General features: G+C 73.7%; 16 protein-coding genes. 9 read left to right on the top strand and 7 right to left on the bottom strand.

Features of this window, described 5'->3' with window-relative positions; translation table 11 throughout:
- Positions 1-35: 35 nt before the first annotated feature.
- Complete coding sequence (gene hisN / locus HHL19_RS07925; protein ID WP_169087032.1) at positions 36-848, bottom strand: histidinol-phosphatase; 813 nt, start codon at positions 846-848, stop codon at positions 36-38.
- 134 nt (positions 849-982) lie between these two features.
- Here hisN and HHL19_RS07920 point away from each other — a divergent pair, with 134 nt between their 5' ends.
- On the top strand, positions 983-1,618 hold the full coding sequence (locus HHL19_RS07920) for a TetR/AcrR family transcriptional regulator (protein WP_169087030.1): 636 nt from the start codon (positions 983-985) through the stop codon (positions 1,616-1,618).
- Here the strand turns inward: HHL19_RS07920 and HHL19_RS07915 are convergent.
- From HHL19_RS07915 to HHL19_RS07900, 4 genes are all read right to left on the bottom strand, one after another.
- The gene (locus HHL19_RS07915) at positions 1,510-1,833 is read right to left on the bottom strand and encodes a multidrug efflux SMR transporter (protein ID WP_169087028.1); all 324 of its coding nucleotides are present in this window, start codon (positions 1,831-1,833) and stop codon (positions 1,510-1,512) included. The two genes, HHL19_RS07920 and HHL19_RS07915, sit on opposite strands and share 109 nt — an antisense overlap.
- Positions 1,834-1,925: 92 nt before the next feature.
- Positions 1,926-2,936, bottom strand: coding sequence for a ribosome small subunit-dependent GTPase A (rsgA, locus tag HHL19_RS07910; protein WP_169087026.1), 1,011 nt, complete (start codon positions 2,934-2,936; stop codon positions 1,926-1,928).
- 3 nt (positions 2,937-2,939) lie between these two features.
- A complete protein-coding gene (gene aroA, locus HHL19_RS07905; RefSeq protein WP_169087017.1) occupies positions 2,940-4,283 on the bottom strand; it encodes a 3-phosphoshikimate 1-carboxyvinyltransferase in 1,344 nt (447 codons plus the stop codon).
- 20 nt (positions 4,284-4,303) lie between these two features.
- Positions 4,304-4,987 (bottom strand): M50 family metallopeptidase, encoded by a 684-nt coding sequence (locus HHL19_RS07900; RefSeq protein WP_169087015.1) that lies wholly within the window; start codon positions 4,985-4,987, stop codon positions 4,304-4,306.
- Positions 4,988-5,036: 49 nt separating this feature from the next.
- On the opposite strand from HHL19_RS07900, the gene HHL19_RS07895 reads away from it, so the two are divergent.
- From HHL19_RS07895 to def, 8 genes are all read left to right on the top strand, one after another.
- Entirely contained in the window at positions 5,037-5,852 is an 816-nt protein-coding gene (locus HHL19_RS07895) for an SOS response-associated peptidase (RefSeq protein WP_169087013.1), read from the top strand.
- Between the two features lie 38 nt (positions 5,853-5,890).
- Complete coding sequence (locus HHL19_RS07890; RefSeq protein ID WP_169087011.1) at positions 5,891-6,526, top strand: alpha/beta family hydrolase; 636 nt, start codon at positions 5,891-5,893, stop codon at positions 6,524-6,526.
- Between the two features lie 251 nt (positions 6,527-6,777).
- A complete protein-coding gene (locus HHL19_RS07885) occupies positions 6,778-7,434 on the top strand; it encodes a sigma-70 family RNA polymerase sigma factor (protein WP_189946678.1) in 657 nt (218 codons plus the stop codon).
- Positions 7,431-7,757: a mycothiol system anti-sigma-R factor gene (rsrA, locus tag HHL19_RS07880; RefSeq protein WP_169087009.1), complete on the top strand. Its 327-nt coding sequence runs from the start codon at positions 7,431-7,433 to the stop codon at positions 7,755-7,757. The genes HHL19_RS07885 and rsrA overlap by 4 nt, the downstream gene beginning before the upstream one ends.
- Positions 7,758-7,878: 121 nt before the next feature.
- Positions 7,879-9,225, top strand: a complete 1,347-nt coding sequence (locus HHL19_RS07875) for an HD-GYP domain-containing protein (RefSeq protein WP_169087595.1) — start codon at positions 7,879-7,881, stop codon at positions 9,223-9,225.
- Positions 9,222-10,511, top strand: a complete 1,290-nt coding sequence (locus HHL19_RS07870; protein WP_169087007.1) for an HD domain-containing protein — start codon at positions 9,222-9,224, stop codon at positions 10,509-10,511. Before HHL19_RS07875 ends, HHL19_RS07870 begins: the two co-directional genes overlap by 4 nt.
- 79 nt (positions 10,512-10,590) lie before the next feature.
- Positions 10,591-11,571 (top strand): hypothetical protein, encoded by a 981-nt coding sequence (locus HHL19_RS07865; protein ID WP_031013187.1) that lies wholly within the window; start codon positions 10,591-10,593, stop codon positions 11,569-11,571.
- Positions 11,572-11,637: 66 nt separating this feature from the next.
- The gene (gene def / locus HHL19_RS07860; RefSeq protein WP_169087005.1) at positions 11,638-12,288 is read left to right on the top strand and encodes a peptide deformylase; all 651 of its coding nucleotides are present in this window, start codon (positions 11,638-11,640) and stop codon (positions 12,286-12,288) included.
- Positions 12,289-12,356: 68 nt separating this feature from the next.
- Here def and HHL19_RS07855 read toward each other — a convergent pair whose 3' ends face one another.
- Together HHL19_RS07855 and HHL19_RS07850 are read right to left on the bottom strand one after the other, a co-directional pair.
- The gene (locus tag HHL19_RS07855) at positions 12,357-13,370 is read right to left on the bottom strand and encodes a ribonucleotide-diphosphate reductase subunit beta (RefSeq protein WP_169087003.1); all 1,014 of its coding nucleotides are present in this window, start codon (positions 13,368-13,370) and stop codon (positions 12,357-12,359) included.
- On the bottom strand, positions 13,370-15,739 hold the full coding sequence (locus tag HHL19_RS07850) for a ribonucleoside-diphosphate reductase subunit alpha (RefSeq protein WP_169087001.1): 2,370 nt from the start codon (positions 15,737-15,739) through the stop codon (positions 13,370-13,372). The genes HHL19_RS07855 and HHL19_RS07850 overlap by 1 nt, the downstream gene beginning before the upstream one ends.
- Positions 15,740-15,761: the final 22 nt, after the last annotated feature.

Here is a 15,761-nt window from a genome sequence, read left to right as displayed (position 1 = left end):
GCGCAAGGCGTCCCCCGGGGCGGACGGAGGCGCGTTCAGACGCCGGGCGTCCCCGCAGACCCCAGCCGGCCCAGCAGCTCCTCGTGCAGCAGACCGTTGGAGGCCGCCGCGTTCCCGCTGTGCGGGCCGGGCGTGCCGTCCAGGCCGGTGTACGAGCCGCCGGCCTCCTGCACCACGATCGCCACCGCCGCCATGTCCCACAGCGACAGCTCCGGCTCCGCGCACAGGTCCACCGTGCCCTCGGCCACCATCATGTACGGCCAGAAGTCGCCGTAGGCCCGGGTCCGCCAGCACGCGCGCGTGAGGTCCAGGAAGGCGTCCAGCCTCCCGCGCTCCTCCCAGCCGCTCAGCGAGGAGTACGCGAACGAGGCGTCGGCCAGCGAGGCCACCTGCGACACCCCGATCCGGGTCCCCGACTCCGGGCCGGTGCCCGTGAAGGCGCCCAGGCCCTTCGCCGCCCACCAGCGGCGGCCGAGCGCGGGCGCCGACACCACGCCGACCACCGGCTCGAAGCCGGACTCGCCCTCCTCCATCAGCGCGATCAGGGTCGCCCAGACCGGCACCCCGCGCACGTAGTTCTTGGTGCCGTCGATCGGGTCGATCACCCAGCGGCGCGGGCCGGTGCCCTCGACGCCGTACTCCTCGCCCAGGATCGCGTCCCCGGGCCGCTCCTTCTGCAGCCCGGCGCGGATCAGCTCCTCCGCGGCCCGGTCCGCCTCGCTCACCGGGGTCATGTCGGGCTTCGTCTCGACCTTGAGGTCGAGGGCCCGGAAGCGGGCCGTGGTGGCCGCGTCGGCGGCATCCGCGAGGGCATGGGCAAGACGCAGGTCATCGTGGTAATCGGCCATGTCCGGCACTCTAGCGCCGCCCGGACGCCGCCCGTCGGACCGTCTCGCACGGCCGTGCGGGCCCTCCGGTCCCTTGACAGCGCCGGTACCGCCTGCCGACGCTGAGGGGCCACCGTCCCGGCCCGGAGGCGCCCATGCCGACCGCCCGCGAGGCCCTCCTCGACGCCGCTCTCGCCGCCCTGGCCCGGCACCCCTGGTCCGCCGTCCGGATGGCCGACCTCGCCGTCGCCGCCCGGGTCTCCCGGCAGACCCTCTACAACGAGTTCGGCAGCAAGGAGGGGCTGGCCCGCGCCCTCGTCCGGCACGAGGCCGACGCCTACCTCGACGGCGTACGCCGCCTCCTCGCGGCCCCGGAGCCGCCCCCGCGGGCCCTCGCGGCCGTCGCCGAGTGGACCGTCGCCCGGGCAGGAGACCGGCCGATACTGCGCGCTCTGCTCACCGGCGCCTGGACCGAGGGCCTGCCCCGGCCCCGTCCGGCCCGCCCGGGAGCGCGCCCCGCCCCCGTACCGGCGCAGCGCAGGGCCGACGCCGGGCCGCCGGCGCCGGGGGAACTGCTCGCCACGACGGCGCTGTGCGCGGGGGAGCGGTGGGCGGCCGGCTGCGAGCTGGCCCTGCGGCTCGCCGTCAGCCATGTGGTGGCCCCGGCGCTGCCTCCGGAGGGTCAGTGCGCGGAGCCGGACAGCTGGAGGCCGATGACCCCGGCGATGACCAGCGTGATCGAGACGATCTTGAGCGTGGAGACCACGTCGCCGAGGAAGACCATGCCGTAGATCGCGGTGCCGGCCGCCCCGATCCCCGTCCACACCGCGTACGCGGGTCCCACGTCGAGCTTGCGCAGGGCGAGGGTCAGCAGTCCGAAGCTGCCGAGGGCGAAGCAGGCGAAGGCGATCGTCGGCCAGAGCCGGGTGAATCCGTGGGAGAGCTTCAGGCAGACCGCGAACCCCGTCTCCAGGATCCCTGCGACCACCACCAGCAGCCACGCCATCGTTCCCGCCTCCCGCCCGGTCGGATTCCTCGCACTTGTGCGGTTATGTCCATACCGGCATGGGGGCGGGCGTAAACACCGGCGGGGAGCGGTCAGTCGCCCTCGCGGCGCTCCCGGGTGGCGAGCAGCCGCCGCAGCGAGAAGAGCCGCGCCGGATCCGCGTGCCCCTCCGCCACCCAGGCGTCCAGGGCGCACTCCGGCTCGTCGTGGCTGCACGCGCGCGGGCACTCCTCCGTACCGGGCTCCAGGTCGGGGAAGGCGTGGATGACCCGGGCCGGATCGACGTGGTGCAGGCCGAAGGAGCGCACGCCCGGGGTGTCGATGACCCAGCCCTCGGCGGCGTCCAGGGGCAGCGCGAGCGCCGAGGTGGTGGTGTGCCGGCCGCGACCGGTCACCGCGTTCACGTGCCCGGTCATCCGGCGCTTGTCGAGCGGCACCAGCGCGTTCACCAGCGTCGTCTTGCCGACGCCGGAGTGGCCGACGAAGGCGGTGACCCGCCCGCCCAGGTGCTCGCGCACCCGGTCCGCGGCGCCGCCGTCGTACAGCTCCTCGCGGTTCACCACCACGTGCGGGATGTCCAGGTCGCCGTAGAGCTCAAGCAGCTTCTCCGGGGGCGCCAGGTCCGACTTCGTCATCACCAGGAAGGGTTCGAGACCGCCGTCGTACGCCGCCACCAGGCAGCGGTCGATCAGCCGGGGGCGCGGCTCGGGGTCGGCGAGCGCGGTGACGATGGCGAGCTGGTCGGCGTTGGCGACGACCACCCGCTCGTACGGGTCGTCGTCGTCGGCCGTGCGGCGCAGCACCGAGTCACGCGCCCCGATCCGCACGATCCGGGCCAGGGTGTCCTTCTCGCCGGTCAGGTCGCCCACCAGGGAGACCCGGTCGCCGACGACCGCCGCCTTGCGGCCCAGCTCGCGGGCCTTCATCGCCATCACGGTCCGGTCCTCGACCAGACAGGTCAGCCGGCCCCGGTCCACGGTGAGCACCATGCCCTCGACGGCGTCCTCGTGCTTGGGACGGATGGAGGTCCGCGGCCGGGTGCCCTTGCGGTTGGGCCGCTGGCGGATGTCGTCCTCGTCGGTGTGCTTGCCGTAGCGCCGCATCGTTCAGGCTCCGAGCATTTCGGTCCACATCCCCGGGAAGTCCGGCAAGGTCTTGGCCGTCGTCGCCACGTCCTCGATCTCCACGCCCTTCACGGCGAGGCCGATGATCGCGCCCGCGGTCGCCATCCGGTGGTCGTGGTACGTGTGGAAGACGCCGCCGTGGAGCGGGCGCGGGCGGATGTGGAGGCCGTCCTCGGTCTCCGTGACGTCGCCGCCGAGGCCGTTGATCTCCCGGGTGAGCGCCGCGAGCCGGTCGGTCTCGTGGAGCCGCAGGTGCGCCACCCCGCGCAGGGTCGAAGGGGAGTCCGCGAGGGCGGCGACGGCCGCGATGCCGGGGGTCAGCTCGCCGACCTCGCCCAGGTCCACGTCGATGCCGTGGAGCCGGCCCGTGCCGGTGAAGGAGAGCCCCGCACTTGTGAGCTCGCAGGCGCCGCCCATCTCGGTGAAGATCCGGCGCAGCTGGTCGCCGGGCTGGGTGGTGCGGGCCGGCCAGTCGGGGACGGTCACCCGGCCGCCGGTGATCAGCGCCGCCGCCAGGAACGGCTGCGCGTTCGACAGGTCCGGCTCGATGACCAGGTCACGGCCGCGCAGCGCCGACGGGGCCACCCGCCACACGTCCGGGGCGCCGCCGTGCTCCGGCTCGTCGACCTGCGCGCCCACCGCGCGGAGCATGTCGACCGTCATCCGGATGTGCGGCATCGACGGCAGCCGGCCGCCGACGTGCCGGACCTCGACGCCCTGGTTGAAGCGGGCGCCGGAGAGCAGCAGCGCGCTGACGAACTGGGACGACGAGGAGGCGTCGATCTCCACGACCCCGCCCTCCAGGCCACCGGTGCCGTGCACGGTCATCGGGAGGGCGCCGCGGCCCTCGTCGTCGAGCCGGGCGCCGAGCGCGCGCAGCGCGTCGATCACCCCGTGCAGCGGGCGCTCGTGGGAGCGGGGGTCGCCGTCGAAGCGGACCGGGCCGTCGGCGAGCGCGGCGACCGGCGGCAGGAAGCGCATGACCGTGCCCGCGTTGCCGACGTCGACCGTCGCGGGGCCGCGCAGCGGGGCGGGGATGATCCGCCAGGCCTCGCCGGAGCCGTCCGGGCCCACCCCTTCGTCGATCTTCACGCCCAGGGTGCGCAGCCCCTCGGCCATCAGGAGGGTGTCGCGGGAGCGCAGCGGGCGGCGCACCCAGCCGGGCTCGGCGGCGAGCGCGGCGAGCACCAGGGCGCGGTTGGTGACCGACTTCGAGCCGGGCACGGTCACGGTCGCGTCGACGGGGCCGCTCGCATAGGGGGCGGGCCACAGGTCCTGGGCTGCGGAGTGCGACGAATCGGGGTGTGCGGGGGAAGCTGCGGTCATGCCCTCACTGTACGGGGGTGTCAGAGACCGAGAAGCCAAGTGGCGCCGCCGATCAGGCAGCTGAGGGACACCACGTGGAAGAAGGCCAGCCACACCCCGGCGGGCACATGGGTGAGCCGCGAGAGCTGGTCCGGGTCCGAGGTGGCGGCCCCGCCGCGCCGGCGCGTGGAGTGGAGCTCGAAGGACGGCCGCACCCCGCCCAGGAGCAGGAACCACACCACCGCGTACGCGAAGGCGGCCTGCACCTCCGGCGCCGCCAGCCAGGACACCAGGACGAAGAGCCCGCCGGTGAGGACGACGGTGAGGATCCCGTACGCGTTGCGGACCATGACCAGCACCGCGAGGAGCAGGCCGGTCGCCGCCCACAGCAGCACGGCGACCAGGCCCGCGCCGAGCAGCGCCGCCCCGCCGAGGCCGAGCAGCGGGGCCGCCGGGTAGCCGGCCGCCAGGGTGAGGACGACGCCGAGGCCGGTCGGGCGGCCCCGGGTGACGGTGAGGCCGCTGGTGTCCGAGTGCAGCCGGATCGCCTGCAGCCGGCGGCGGCAGGCGAGCGCGACCAGGGCGTGGCCGCCCTCGTGGGCGATGGTGATCGCGTTCCGCGCGAGCAGCCAGACCCGGCGGGGCACGGTGACGGCGAGCGCGGCGACACCGGTGGCGATCACCAGCCACTCGGGCGGGGCGGCCTGCGGGCTGAAGAGGTCCATCCTTCGGTCCGCTCCTCTCGGGCTCGGGGATCGTGGCAGTGTGGCACGCATGTGCGGACGATTTGCGGCCGGCCGGCGCCCCGAGGATCTCGTCGAGACCTTCGGGATCGAGAAGTGGGAGCCGACGGAGACTCTGGAGCGGGACTGGAACGTGGCCCCCACCAAGGAGGTCCACGTCGTACTCGAACGCCCTCTGAAGGACGCGCAGAGCCGGCGCCCGGTTCGCCAGCTGCGCGCCCTGAAGTGGGGACTGGTCCCGTCCTGGTCGAAGTCGCCGGAGGGCGCGGCCCGGATGATCAACGCCAGGGCCGAGACCCTCCACGAGAAGCCCTCCTTCAAGAGCGCCTTCCGGTCCCGCCGCTGCATCCTGCCCGCCGACGGCTATTACGAGTGGGTGACCGGCGCCGCCGAGCGCGACCTTGAGGTTGAGGGGAAGAAGAAGCGGCCCCGCAAGCAGCCGTACTTCGTGACCCCCGCCGACGGCTCCGTCATGGCCATGGCGGGCCTGTACGAGTTCTGGCGCGACCCCGCGCTGCCGCCCGAGCACCCGGGCGCCTGGTGGGCCACCTGCTCGGTGGTCACCACCGAGGCGGAGACCGCACCGCTCGGCGTGGCCCCCGCAGAGGGCCCCGGCTCGCTCGCCGAGATCCACCCCCGGATGCCGCTGATGCTCACCGAGGACCGCTGGGACGCCTGGCTGGACCCGGCCACCACCGGCCTCGACGAGCTGCGCGCCCTGCTCGCACCGCCGCCGCGCGGCCTGATGCGGGCCTTCCCCGTCGCCACCGCCGTCAGCAACGTCCGCAACAACGGACCCGAACTCCTCGCCGAGCTGGCGGGCCCGGAACTCGGCACGCTCTTCTGAACGACCTCCGGAACCGGTCGGGACGGCAGGATGGTGACGTGACGAAGATCGAGACCGTGCCCACCGACGCCGGTGAGGCCCGCATCACCTGGCACCCCGCCCGCGAGGCCCGCCGCGTCCTCGCCCTCGGCCACGGCGCCGGCGGCGGCATCGAGGCCCGCGACCTCGCCGCCCTCGCCGCCGCCCTGCCCGCCCACGGCGTCACCGTCGCCCTCGTCGAGCAGCCCTGGCGGGTCGCCGGCAAGAAGGTCGCGCCCGCGCCGAAGACCCTCGACACCGGCTGGCGCGGACTCTGGCCCGCCCTCGCGAAGCCCGGCCTCCCGGTGGTCGCGGGCGGCCGCAGCGCCGGCGCCCGGGTCGCCTGCCGCACCGGCGCCGAACTCGGCGCCACCGCCGTCCTCGCCCTGAGCTTCCCGCTCCACCCGCCGGGCAGGCCGGAGAAGTCCCGCGCCGACGAACTCCTCTCCACCGGCCTCCCCACCCTCGTCGTCCAGGGCGGCAACGACCCCTTCGGCAAGCCCGCCGAGTTCCCGTCCGGAGGCGCGTACGAACTCGTCGGGATCCCCTACGGCGACCACGGCTTCGCCGTCCCCAAGCGCGCCCCCGTCGACCAGGAAGAGGCCGTCCGGGACATCGTCGGAGCCGTCGCCGACTGGCTCGCCGCCCTGCGCTGAACCCCACCGCGGCCCCGGGAATGCCGGGGCCCGGGCCGCTGTTGTGGAGAGCGTCGGTGTGAGAAGCGAGAGAGGGAGTCCGTCGCATGGGATCGACCGTCTGCCCGGAGCGGGCCAGGTCCGCGGAGCTCGACTGGACCGTGCTGCCCGCCCCCAAGGCCGCCCCTATTCGGGCGGCGGGCGGAGCCGTTCCTCGTCTATCCTCCGAAACGAGCGGGTCCGGCACCGGCCCCGTCACCGCGCTGGAGGAGGTGGGTCCGGTCACTGGGACCGACACAGGGACCGACGACGGCCCCGAGGAGACGACCGAGGAGCGCAACGCGCGCTTCGAGCGGGACGCCCTCGGCTACCTCGACCAGATGTACTCCGCCGCGCTGCGGATGACGCGCAACCCCGCGGACGCCGAGGACCTGGTGCAGGAGACCTACGCGAAGGCGTACGGCTCCTTCCACCAGTTCCGCGAGGGCACCAACCTCAAGGCGTGGCTGTACCGCATCCTCACCAACACCTTCATCAACTCGTACCGCAAGAAGCAGCGCGAGCCCCAGCGCAGCGCCGCCGAGGAGATCGAGGACTGGCAGCTCGCCCGCGCCGAGTCGCACATGTCGACCGGACTGCGCTCCGCCGAGTCGCAGGCCCTCGACCACCTCCCCGACTCGGACGTGAAGGCCGCGCTCCAGGCGATCCCCGAGGAGTTCCGCATCGCGGTCTACCTCGCCGATGTCGAGGGCTTTGCCTACAAGGAGATCGCCGACATCATGGGGACCCCCATCGGTACGGTGATGTCCCGCCTGCACCGGGGCCGACGCCAGCTCCGCGGCATGCTCGAGGACTACGCCCGCGAGCGCGGCCTCGTCCCCGCCGGCGCCGGAGAGTCGTCCAAGGATCTGAAAGGCGCGGACTCATGAGCTGCGGAGACCCGCACGAGACGGACTGCTCGGAAGTCCTGGACCATCTCTACGAGTTCCTCGACAGAGAGATGCCCGACGGTGAGTGCACCAAGTTCGAGGTCCACTTCGAGGAGTGCTCCCCGTGCCTGGAGAAGTACGGCCTGGAGCAGGCGGTGAAGAAGCTCGTCAAGCGCTGCTGCGGCAGCGACGAGGTCCCCACCGACCTCCGCGCCAAGGTCATGGGCCGGATCGACCTGATCCGCGCCGGGTACCTGGTGCCCGAGCAGGACGCGGTCGCCCCCGAGGCGCAGACGCCGCAGACCCCGGCCACCCAGGAGTGACCGGACGGGTGTGCGGGTCCTCCGCCGCGCATCCGTCAGCTTGTATCACCCGATGGTAGGAATCGACGGCGGCCCGCCTTGAGCGGCCGCCGTCCTCGCTAGCGTGCACCGCGTGACGGTCGTGAAGCCCCTCCCGCGAACGGCCCGCGCGTACATCGTCTGCGCCGCCCTCGGCGCCGGAGCGTGCGCCCTGCCCGCGCTCCTCCCCCCGTCGCCCACCCCCTGGGCGACCGCCGGCCTCCTCGCCGCCCTGTACGCGCTCGGCGAGCTGCCCGCCCGCTGCCGCCTCCTCGGCCGCTCTCCCGGCGGCTCCGTCCCCACGGGCACCGGCTCCTTCTACCCGGTGCTCCTCGCCGCCGCCCTGCTGCTGCCCCCGGCCGCCGCCGCGCTCACCGCCCTCCCCGGCGGCCTCCTCGCCCGCGTCGACGAACCCCCCGCCCGCTGGCGCCGCACCTGGCGCGCCGCCGCCACCACCCTCGCCGTCTGGGCCGCCGCCCACACCGCCGCCGCCCTCGGCACCCCCGCCGCCGCCTTACCCCACGCGCTGCTCCCCGCCCTCGCCGCCGCCCTCGGCTTCTGCCTCGTCCTCACCGCCCTCGACGGCTCCATCCGCGCCCTCGCCGACGGCCTCCCGCCCCGCGCCGCCTGGCGCGGACTCCTCGGCCGCGCCCTCGCCCCCCACCTCGTCCACGGCCTCGCCGGCCTCATGATGGCCGTCCTCTGGCGCAGCCCCCACGGCCCCGCCGCCGCCCTCCTCGTCCTGCTGCCCATGTACCTCTCCTCCTGGGTCTTCGCCCAGTACCACCACGAGCGCGCCGCCCACCAGGCCACCATCCGCGCCCTCGTCCAGGCCGTCGACATCAAGGACAGCTACACCCGCGGCCACAGCGAACGCGTCGGCCACGCCTCCGTCCTGATCGCCCGTGAGCTCGGCATGGACGGCGACCGGCTCGACACCGTCCGCTTCGCCGGCATCCTCCACGACGTCGGCAAACTCGGCGTCCCCACCCGCATCCTGCGCAAGGACGGCCCGCTCACCCCCGAGGAGCGCCGGACCATCGAACTCCACCCCGAATACGGCCACGAGATGGTCCGCGGCATCGGCTTCCTCGACGAGGCCCGCGCCGCCGTCCTCCACCACCACGAGAAGATCGACGGCACCGGCTACCCCTACGGACTGCGCGGCGAGGAGATCCCCGAATGCGCCCGCGTCGTCGCCGTCGCCGACGCCTTCGACGCCATGACCTCCACCCGCTCCTACAGCCGCGCCCGGCCCGTCGCCACCGCCCTCGCCGAACTGGAGCGGTGCGCCGGCAGCCACTTCGACCCCCGGATGGTCGCCGCCCTCGCCCGCGCCCTCGCCCGCTGGGGCTGGCGGATCGCCGTCACCGCCGACGAAGCCGGTACGCAGGTCCCCGCGCCCCGCACCCCCGGACCGCTCGCGCCCCAGCCGAAGGAGCCCGCATGAGACCGGGCGCGGCCACCGTCGGCGCCGTCCGCGCCGCCGCCCTCCTCCTCGGCGCGGCCGGCCTCGCCGCCACCCTCCGGCACGGCCTCGCCGAACCCGGCAACGCCCTCGCCTTCGGCACCCTCATCGCCCTCGGCGAACTGGCCCGCAGGGGCGCCCGCGCGGGAGCGGCGGCACCTCCCGTGCGCGAAGCGCCACGGGGGAGGGAACCCGCCCCGCTCGCCGCGGCCGCCGCCCTCGCCTACGCCCTCCTCGGCGCCGACGCCGGCACCGCCACCACCCACGGCGTCCTCCAGACCGCCGCCGTCGTCTCCGCCGCCGGCCTCGCCGGCACCGTCCCCCACATCGCCCGCGGCCGGGCCCCGGGCGACGACCGGCGCCCCGACCCCGACCACCTCGCCCGCCGGGTCCTCACCGTCGGCTTCGCCGCCCTCTGCTTCCAGCCGCTCTACAAGTGGGCTGCTCCCGGCGCCCCCTACGTCCTCTTCCTCCTCCTCGTCCTCGTCCTCACCGGCCTCTGCGACGCCGTCCTCGCCGCCCTGCTGCTCCGCGCCCGCACCGCCTACCCGTACGGCCCCCTCCTCCGCGACGAACTCCGCGCCCTCCTCGGCATCGGCTCCGCCGTCTGCGCCACCGGCGTCGTCATGGCCCTCGGCGTCGCCGCCACCGGACTCTGGGCGCTGCCCGTCCTCGCCGTGCCGCTGCTGCTCACCCAGGTCTCGTACCGCCGGTACGCGGCCGTCCGCACCGTCAACCGGCAGACCATCGCCTCCCTCGCCCGGGCGACCGAGATCGCCGGCTGCACCCCACCGGGGCACGCCCGCCGGGTCGCCGCCCTCGCCACCGCCGTCGGCCGCGAGCTGGGCCTCGGCGGCACCGAACTGACCGTCCTGGAGTACGCCGCCCTCATGCACGACATCGGCCAGCTCTCCCTCGTCGACCCCGTCCCCGGCGGCGCCACCGCGCCCCTGCCCGCCGAGGACCAGCGCCGGATCGCCCTGCTCGGCGGCGAGGTGGTCCGGATGACCGGCGTCCCCGACGCCGTCGCCCACGTCGTCGAGCGGCAGGCCGACCCGTACCGCGACCAGCCGCTGCCGGCCCGGATCGTCCGCACCGTCAACGCCTACGACGACCTCGCGGGAGCGGGCGCGGGCGCCGCCCTGGAAGCCCTGGAGACCCTCAGGCTCGGCACCGCCCGCGACCACCACCCCGAGGTCGTCGCCGGCCTGGCCCGGGTCCTCGCCCGCGAAGGGACCCCTGGGGTGACCTCGGTCCCCACGGGGTAACCCATGGGTAATGAGCGCGCCTCCGACCCGGCATGGTTGGATGCGAACAAGAGGGTGAAGCGACCGGCAGGCGGGAATCGTGAGGATCTTCGGGAAGGTACGGCATCGGCCCTCCGCCTCGTGGCGGCAGGCCACCGACCGCGCGTTCACGCTGATCGGCGACGGACGGTACGAGGACGCGGGCGCGCTGCTCACCCGGGCGGCCGATCTGGAGCCCTGGCTCTCCGAGTCCTGGTTCAACCTCGCGCTGCTGCACAAGTTCCGGCACGACTGGGAACAGGCGCGCGCCGCGGGACTGCGGGCCGTCGCCCTGCTCGACAAGGAGACCGGCGCCCCCGACTGGTGGAACGTCGGCATCGCCGCCACCGCCCTCCAGGACTGGCCGCTGGCCCGCCGCGCCTGGCAGGCGTACGGCCTGAAGGTCCCCGGTGCCTCCTCCGCCACCGGCGAGCCCGCCGGCATGGAGCTCGGCAGCGCCGCCGTGCGGCTCTCGCCCGAGGGCGAGGCCGAGGTCGTCTGGGGCCGCCGGCTCGACCCCGCCCGCATCGAGGTCCTCTCCATCCCGCTGCCGTCCTCCGGCCGCCGCTGGGGCGAGGTCGTCCTCCACGACGGCGTCCCGAACGGCGAGCGCACCACCACCGCCGGCCCCTCCTACCCCGTCTTCGACGAGATCGAGCTGTGGGCGCCCTCCCCGGTCCCCACCTGGGTCGTCCTCCTGGAGGCCGCCACCGAGGCCGACCGGGACGCCCTGGAGCAGCTCGCCGCCGAGGCGGGCTTCGCCGCCGAGGACTGGTCCTCGTCGGTACGGCTCCTGTGCCGCGCCTGCTCCGAGTCGACCATGCCCAGCGCCGAGGGCGAGGGCGACCACGTCGACCCGCACGACCACAGCGAGCCCGGCCACCCCGGCCCGCTCGGCCACCGCTCGCCCGGCGAGCTGTGGGTGCCCGAGCGCGAGTGCGGCATCGCCGCCCCGGCCGATCTGGTCCGCGGCCTCCTCGACGGCTGGGTCGCCGACAGCCCCGACAGCCGGGAATGGCGCGATCTCGAAGAGGTCTGCTGAGCCTTCCGTCCCGGCCCCGTAGGCTGTCCCCGACGGATTCGGGTTTTCAGGAAGGCGCGGCGGCACATGGCGCAGCAGGAGTCGGGCGAGCAGATCTTCACGGGCTACGCCCTGGACGACGACGGCTACATCGTGGACACGGAGGAGTGCGAGGCGCGTGAGCTCGCCCACCGCGAGCGGGGCACCTCCCGTCCCATCACGGTCGTCGGCAACCCGGTGCTGCACCACGAGTGCAAGGACGTCACCGAGTTCGGCCCCGAACTGGCCGCCCTGGTCGACGACATGTTCGCCAGCCAGAAGACGGCCGAGGGCGTCGGCCTCGCCGCCAACCAGATCGGCGTCGGCCTCAAGGTCTTCGTCTACGACTGCCCCGACGACGAGGGCGTCCGCCACACCGGCCACGTGATCAACCCGGTGCTCCAGGAGCTGCCGGCCGACCGCCGCCACCTGGACGACTCCAACGAGGGCTGCCTCTCGGTCCCCACCGCCTACGCGGAGCTGGCCCGCCCCGACTTCGCCGAGGTCCACGGCCAGGACCTGCACGGCAACCCCATCAAGGTCCGCGGCACCGGCTACTTCGCCCGCTGCCTCCAGCACGAGACGGACCACCTCTACGGCTTCCTCTACATCGACAAGCTCTCCAAGCGCGACCGCAAGGACGCCCTCCGCCAGATGGAGGAGGGCACCCCGCGCTACGAGGTCGTCCCGAACGACTGACCCCGCGCAGATACGCCGAAGGGCCCCGCACTCGTGGAGTGCGGGGCCCTTCGGCGTATTCGGACGGACTAGAAGTCCTCGTCCAGGTCGACCGTGCCCTCGACCGCCACCTGGTAGGCGGAGGGGCGGCGCTCGAAGAAGTTGGTGAGTTCCTGGACGCCCTGGAGCTCCATGAAGGAGAAGGGGTTCTCGGAGCCGTAGACCGGGGCGAAGCCGAGGCGGACCAGGCGCTGGTCGGCGACGCACTGGAGGTACTCGCGCATGGACTCGGTGTTCATGCCGGGCAGGCCGTCGCCGCACAGGTCGCGGCCGAACTGGAGCTCCGCCTCGACGGCCTCCTTCAGCATGTCCGTGACCTGCTGCCGCAGCTCGTCGTCGAAGAGCTCCGGCTCCTCCTTGCGGACCGTGTCCACGACCTCGAAGGCGAAGTTCATGTGCATGGTCTCGTCGCGGAAGACCCAGTTGGTGCCCGTCGCCAGGCCGTGCAGGAGGCCGCGGGAGCGGAACCAGTACACGTAGGCGAAGGCGCCGTAGAAGAAGAGGCCCTCGATGCAGGCGGCGAAGCAGATCAGGTTGAGGAGGAAGCGGCGGCGGTCCGCCCGGGTCTCCAGGCGGTCGATCTTCTCCACCGAGTCCATCCAGCGGAAGCAGAACTGCGCCTTCTCGCGGATGGAGGGGATGTTCTCGACGGCCGCGAAGGCCGCCGCGCGGTCGTCCGGGTCGGGGAGGTAGGTGTCCAGGAGGGTCAGGTAGAACTGGACGTGGACGGCCTCCTCGAAGAGCTGGCGGCTCAGGTAGAGGCGGGCCTCCGGGGAGTTGATGTGCTTGTAGAGCGTCAGCACCAGGTTGTTCGCGACGATCGAGTCGCCGGTCGCGAAGAACGCGACGAGGCGGCCGATCATGTGCTGCTCGCCCGGGGTGAGCTTGGCGAGGTCGGCGACGTCCGAGTGGAGGTCGACCTCCTCCACGGTCCAGGTGTTCTTGATGGCGTCCCGGTAGCGCTCGTAGAAGTCCGGGTAGCGCATGGGGCGGAGCGTCAGCTCGAAGCCGGGGTCCAGGAGGTTGTTCGTACGGGTGGTCATTACTGGCAGGCCTCGCAGGACTCGGGGTTCTCCAGGGAGCAGGCGACCGCGTCGGGGTCGGCGACCTGCTGGACGGGGATGGGGGCGGCGGCGGACGCGGAGGCGGCGCGGGCGATCCTCGTCGCCGGGCGCGAGCGCAGGTAGTACGTCGTCTTCAGGCCGCGCTTCCAGGCGTACGCGTACATCGACGACAGCTTGCCGATGGTCGGCGTCTCCATGAAGAGGTTCAGGGACTGCGACTGGTCGAGGAAGGGCGTGCGGTCGGCCGCCATGTCGATCAGGCCGCGCTGCGGGATCTCCCACGCCGTGCGGTACAGGTCGCGGACCTCGGCCGGCACCCAGGAGAAGCCCTGCACCGAGCCGTTGGACTCGCGCAGCGCCTCGCGGGTCTGCGCGTCCCACACGCCGAGCTCCTTGAGCTCGGCGACGAGGTACGAGTTGACCTGGAGGAACTCGCCGGAGAGCGTCTCGCGCTTGAAGAGGTTGGAGACCTGCGGCTCGATGCACTCGTAGACGCCGGCGATCGAGGCGATCGTCGCCGTCGGGGCGATGGCGAGGAGGAGGCTGTTGCGCATGCCGACGGCGGCGATGCGCTCGCGCAGGGCCGTCCAGCGCTCCGGCCAGTTCAGCTCGACGTCGTAGTGGTCGGGGTGCAGGACGCCCCGGGCGGCGCGGGTCTTCTCCCAGGCGGGGAGGGGGCCGCCGCGCTCGGCGAGGTCGGCGGAGGCCTCGTACGCGGCGAGCATGATCCGCTCGGCGATCCTCGTCGACAGGGCGCGCGCCTCCGCCGAGTCGAAGGGCAGCCGCAGCTTGAAGAAGACGTCCTGGAGGCCCATCGCGCCCAGGCCCACCGGGCGCCACCTGGCGTTGGAGTTCCCGGCCTGCTCGGTCGGGTAGAAGTTGATGTCGACGACCCGGTCGAGGAAGGTGACGGCGGTGCGGACGGTCTCGTCCAACCGCTCCCAGTCGATGTCGCCGTCGGCGACGAACGCGCCGAGGTTGACCGAGCCGAGGTTGCAGACGGCCGTCTCGCCGTCGTTCGTGACCTCGATGATCTCGGTGCAGAGGTTGGAGGAGTGGACGACGGTGCCGGGCTCGGCGGTCTGGTTGGCCGTACGGTTCGAGGCGTCCTTGAAGGTCATCCAGCCGTTGCCGGTCTGGGCCAGGGTCCGCATCATCCGGCCGTACAGGTCGCGGGCCGGGATCGTGCGGCGGGCCAGGCCCTTCGCCTCGGCGGCGCGGTAGGCGGCGTCGAACTCCTCGCCCCACAGGTCGACGAGCTCGGGCACGTCGGCGGGGGAGAAGAGCGACCACGCGGCGTCCGCGTTGACCCGGCGCATGAACTCGTCCGGGATCCAGTGGGCGAGGTTCAGGTTGTGGGTGCGGCGGGCGTCCTCGCCGGTGTTGTCGCGGAGCTCCAGGAACTCCTCGATGTCGGCGTGCCAGGTCTCCAGGTAGACGGCGGCGGCGCCCTTGCGGCGGCCGCCCTGGTTCACGGCGGCGACCGAGGCGTCCAGCGTCTTCAGGAAAGGCACGATGCCGTTGGAGTGGCCGTTGGTGCCGCGGATCAGCGAACCGCGCGAGCGGATCCGGGAGTACGACAGGCCGATGCCGCCGGCGTGCTTCGACAGGCGCGCGACCTGGTGGTAGCGGTCGTAGATGGAGTCCAGCTCGTCCTGCGGGGAGTCCAGGAGGTAGCAGGAGGACATCTGCGGGTGGCGGGTGCCGGAGTTGAAGAGCGTGGGGGAGGACGGCAGGTAGTCGAGGCGGCTCATCAGGCCGTACAGCGCCGCCACCTCGTCCAGGGCGCGGGCGCTGTCGTCCTCGGCGAGGCCCGCGGCGACCCGGAGCATGAAGTGCTGCGGGGTCTCGATGACCTTGCGGGTGATCGGGTGGCGCAGCAGGTAGCGCGAGTAGAGGGTCCGCAGGCCGAAGTAGCCGAAGCGGTCGTCGGCGGCCGGGTCGATCAGCCCGTCCAGGCGGTCGGCGTGGAGGGCGGTGAAGGCGGCGGTGCGGTCGGCGATCAGGCCCTCGCGGTGGCCGGTGGCGACCGAGGCGGAGAAGGAGACGGCGCCCTGGGAGACGGCCTCCTCGGCGATCGTGAGGGTGAGCAGGCGGGCGGCGAGCCGGGAGTAGGCGGGGTCCTCGGAGATGAGTCCGGCCGCGGCCTCGGTGGCCAGTTCGCGCAGCTCCGCCTCGTCCGACCCGGCGTGCCGGCCGCGCAGCGCGGCGGCGGCGACCCGGCCGGGGTCGGTGTCGGTGAGGTCGGCGGTGAGGTCGGTCAGGGTCCGCAGCAGTACGGTCCCGGGGCCGTCGCCGTCGGTCGCGGCGGCCTCGGCAACTGACGGACCCGCAGGCGCGATGGTCACGTGGGGGCTCTCCCTCGCTCGG

The organism is Streptomyces sp. R302 (assembly GCF_012927245.1).
GTDB lineage: Bacteria > Actinomycetota > Actinomycetes > Streptomycetales > Streptomycetaceae > Streptomyces.
Note: the sequence above shows the minus strand (reverse complement) of the source record. Positions and strands in the feature narration are given on the sequence as shown.

Excerpts from the sequence above, each read along its gene's own strand:
- hisN (WP_169087032.1), bottom strand. The coding sequence starts at position 848 with ATGGCCGATTACCACGATGACCTGCGTCTTGCCCATGCCCTCGCGGAT.
- def (WP_169087005.1), top strand. The coding sequence starts at position 11,638 with ATGGCGCAGCAGGAGTCGGGCGAGCAGATCTTCACGGGCTACGCCCTG.
- HHL19_RS07870 (WP_169087007.1), top strand. The coding sequence starts at position 9,222 with ATGAGACCGGGCGCGGCCACCGTCGGCGCCGTCCGCGCCGCCGCCCTC.
- HHL19_RS07920 (WP_169087030.1), top strand. The coding sequence starts at position 983 with ATGCCGACCGCCCGCGAGGCCCTCCTCGACGCCGCTCTCGCCGCCCTG.
- rsrA (WP_169087009.1), top strand. The coding sequence starts at position 7,431 with ATGAGCTGCGGAGACCCGCACGAGACGGACTGCTCGGAAGTCCTGGAC.
- rsgA (WP_169087026.1), bottom strand. The coding sequence starts at position 2,936 with ATGCGGCGCTACGGCAAGCACACCGACGAGGACGACATCCGCCAGCGG.
- HHL19_RS07900 (WP_169087015.1), bottom strand. The coding sequence starts at position 4,987 with ATGGACCTCTTCAGCCCGCAGGCCGCCCCGCCCGAGTGGCTGGTGATC.
- HHL19_RS07915 (WP_169087028.1), bottom strand. The coding sequence starts at position 1,833 with ATGGCGTGGCTGCTGGTGGTGGTCGCAGGGATCCTGGAGACGGGGTTC.
- HHL19_RS07895 (WP_169087013.1), top strand. The coding sequence starts at position 5,037 with ATGTGCGGACGATTTGCGGCCGGCCGGCGCCCCGAGGATCTCGTCGAG.
- HHL19_RS07855 (WP_169087003.1), bottom strand. The coding sequence starts at position 13,370 with ATGACCACCCGTACGAACAACCTCCTGGACCCCGGCTTCGAGCTGACG.
- aroA (WP_169087017.1), bottom strand. The coding sequence starts at position 4,283 with ATGACCGCAGCTTCCCCCGCACACCCCGATTCGTCGCACTCCGCAGCC.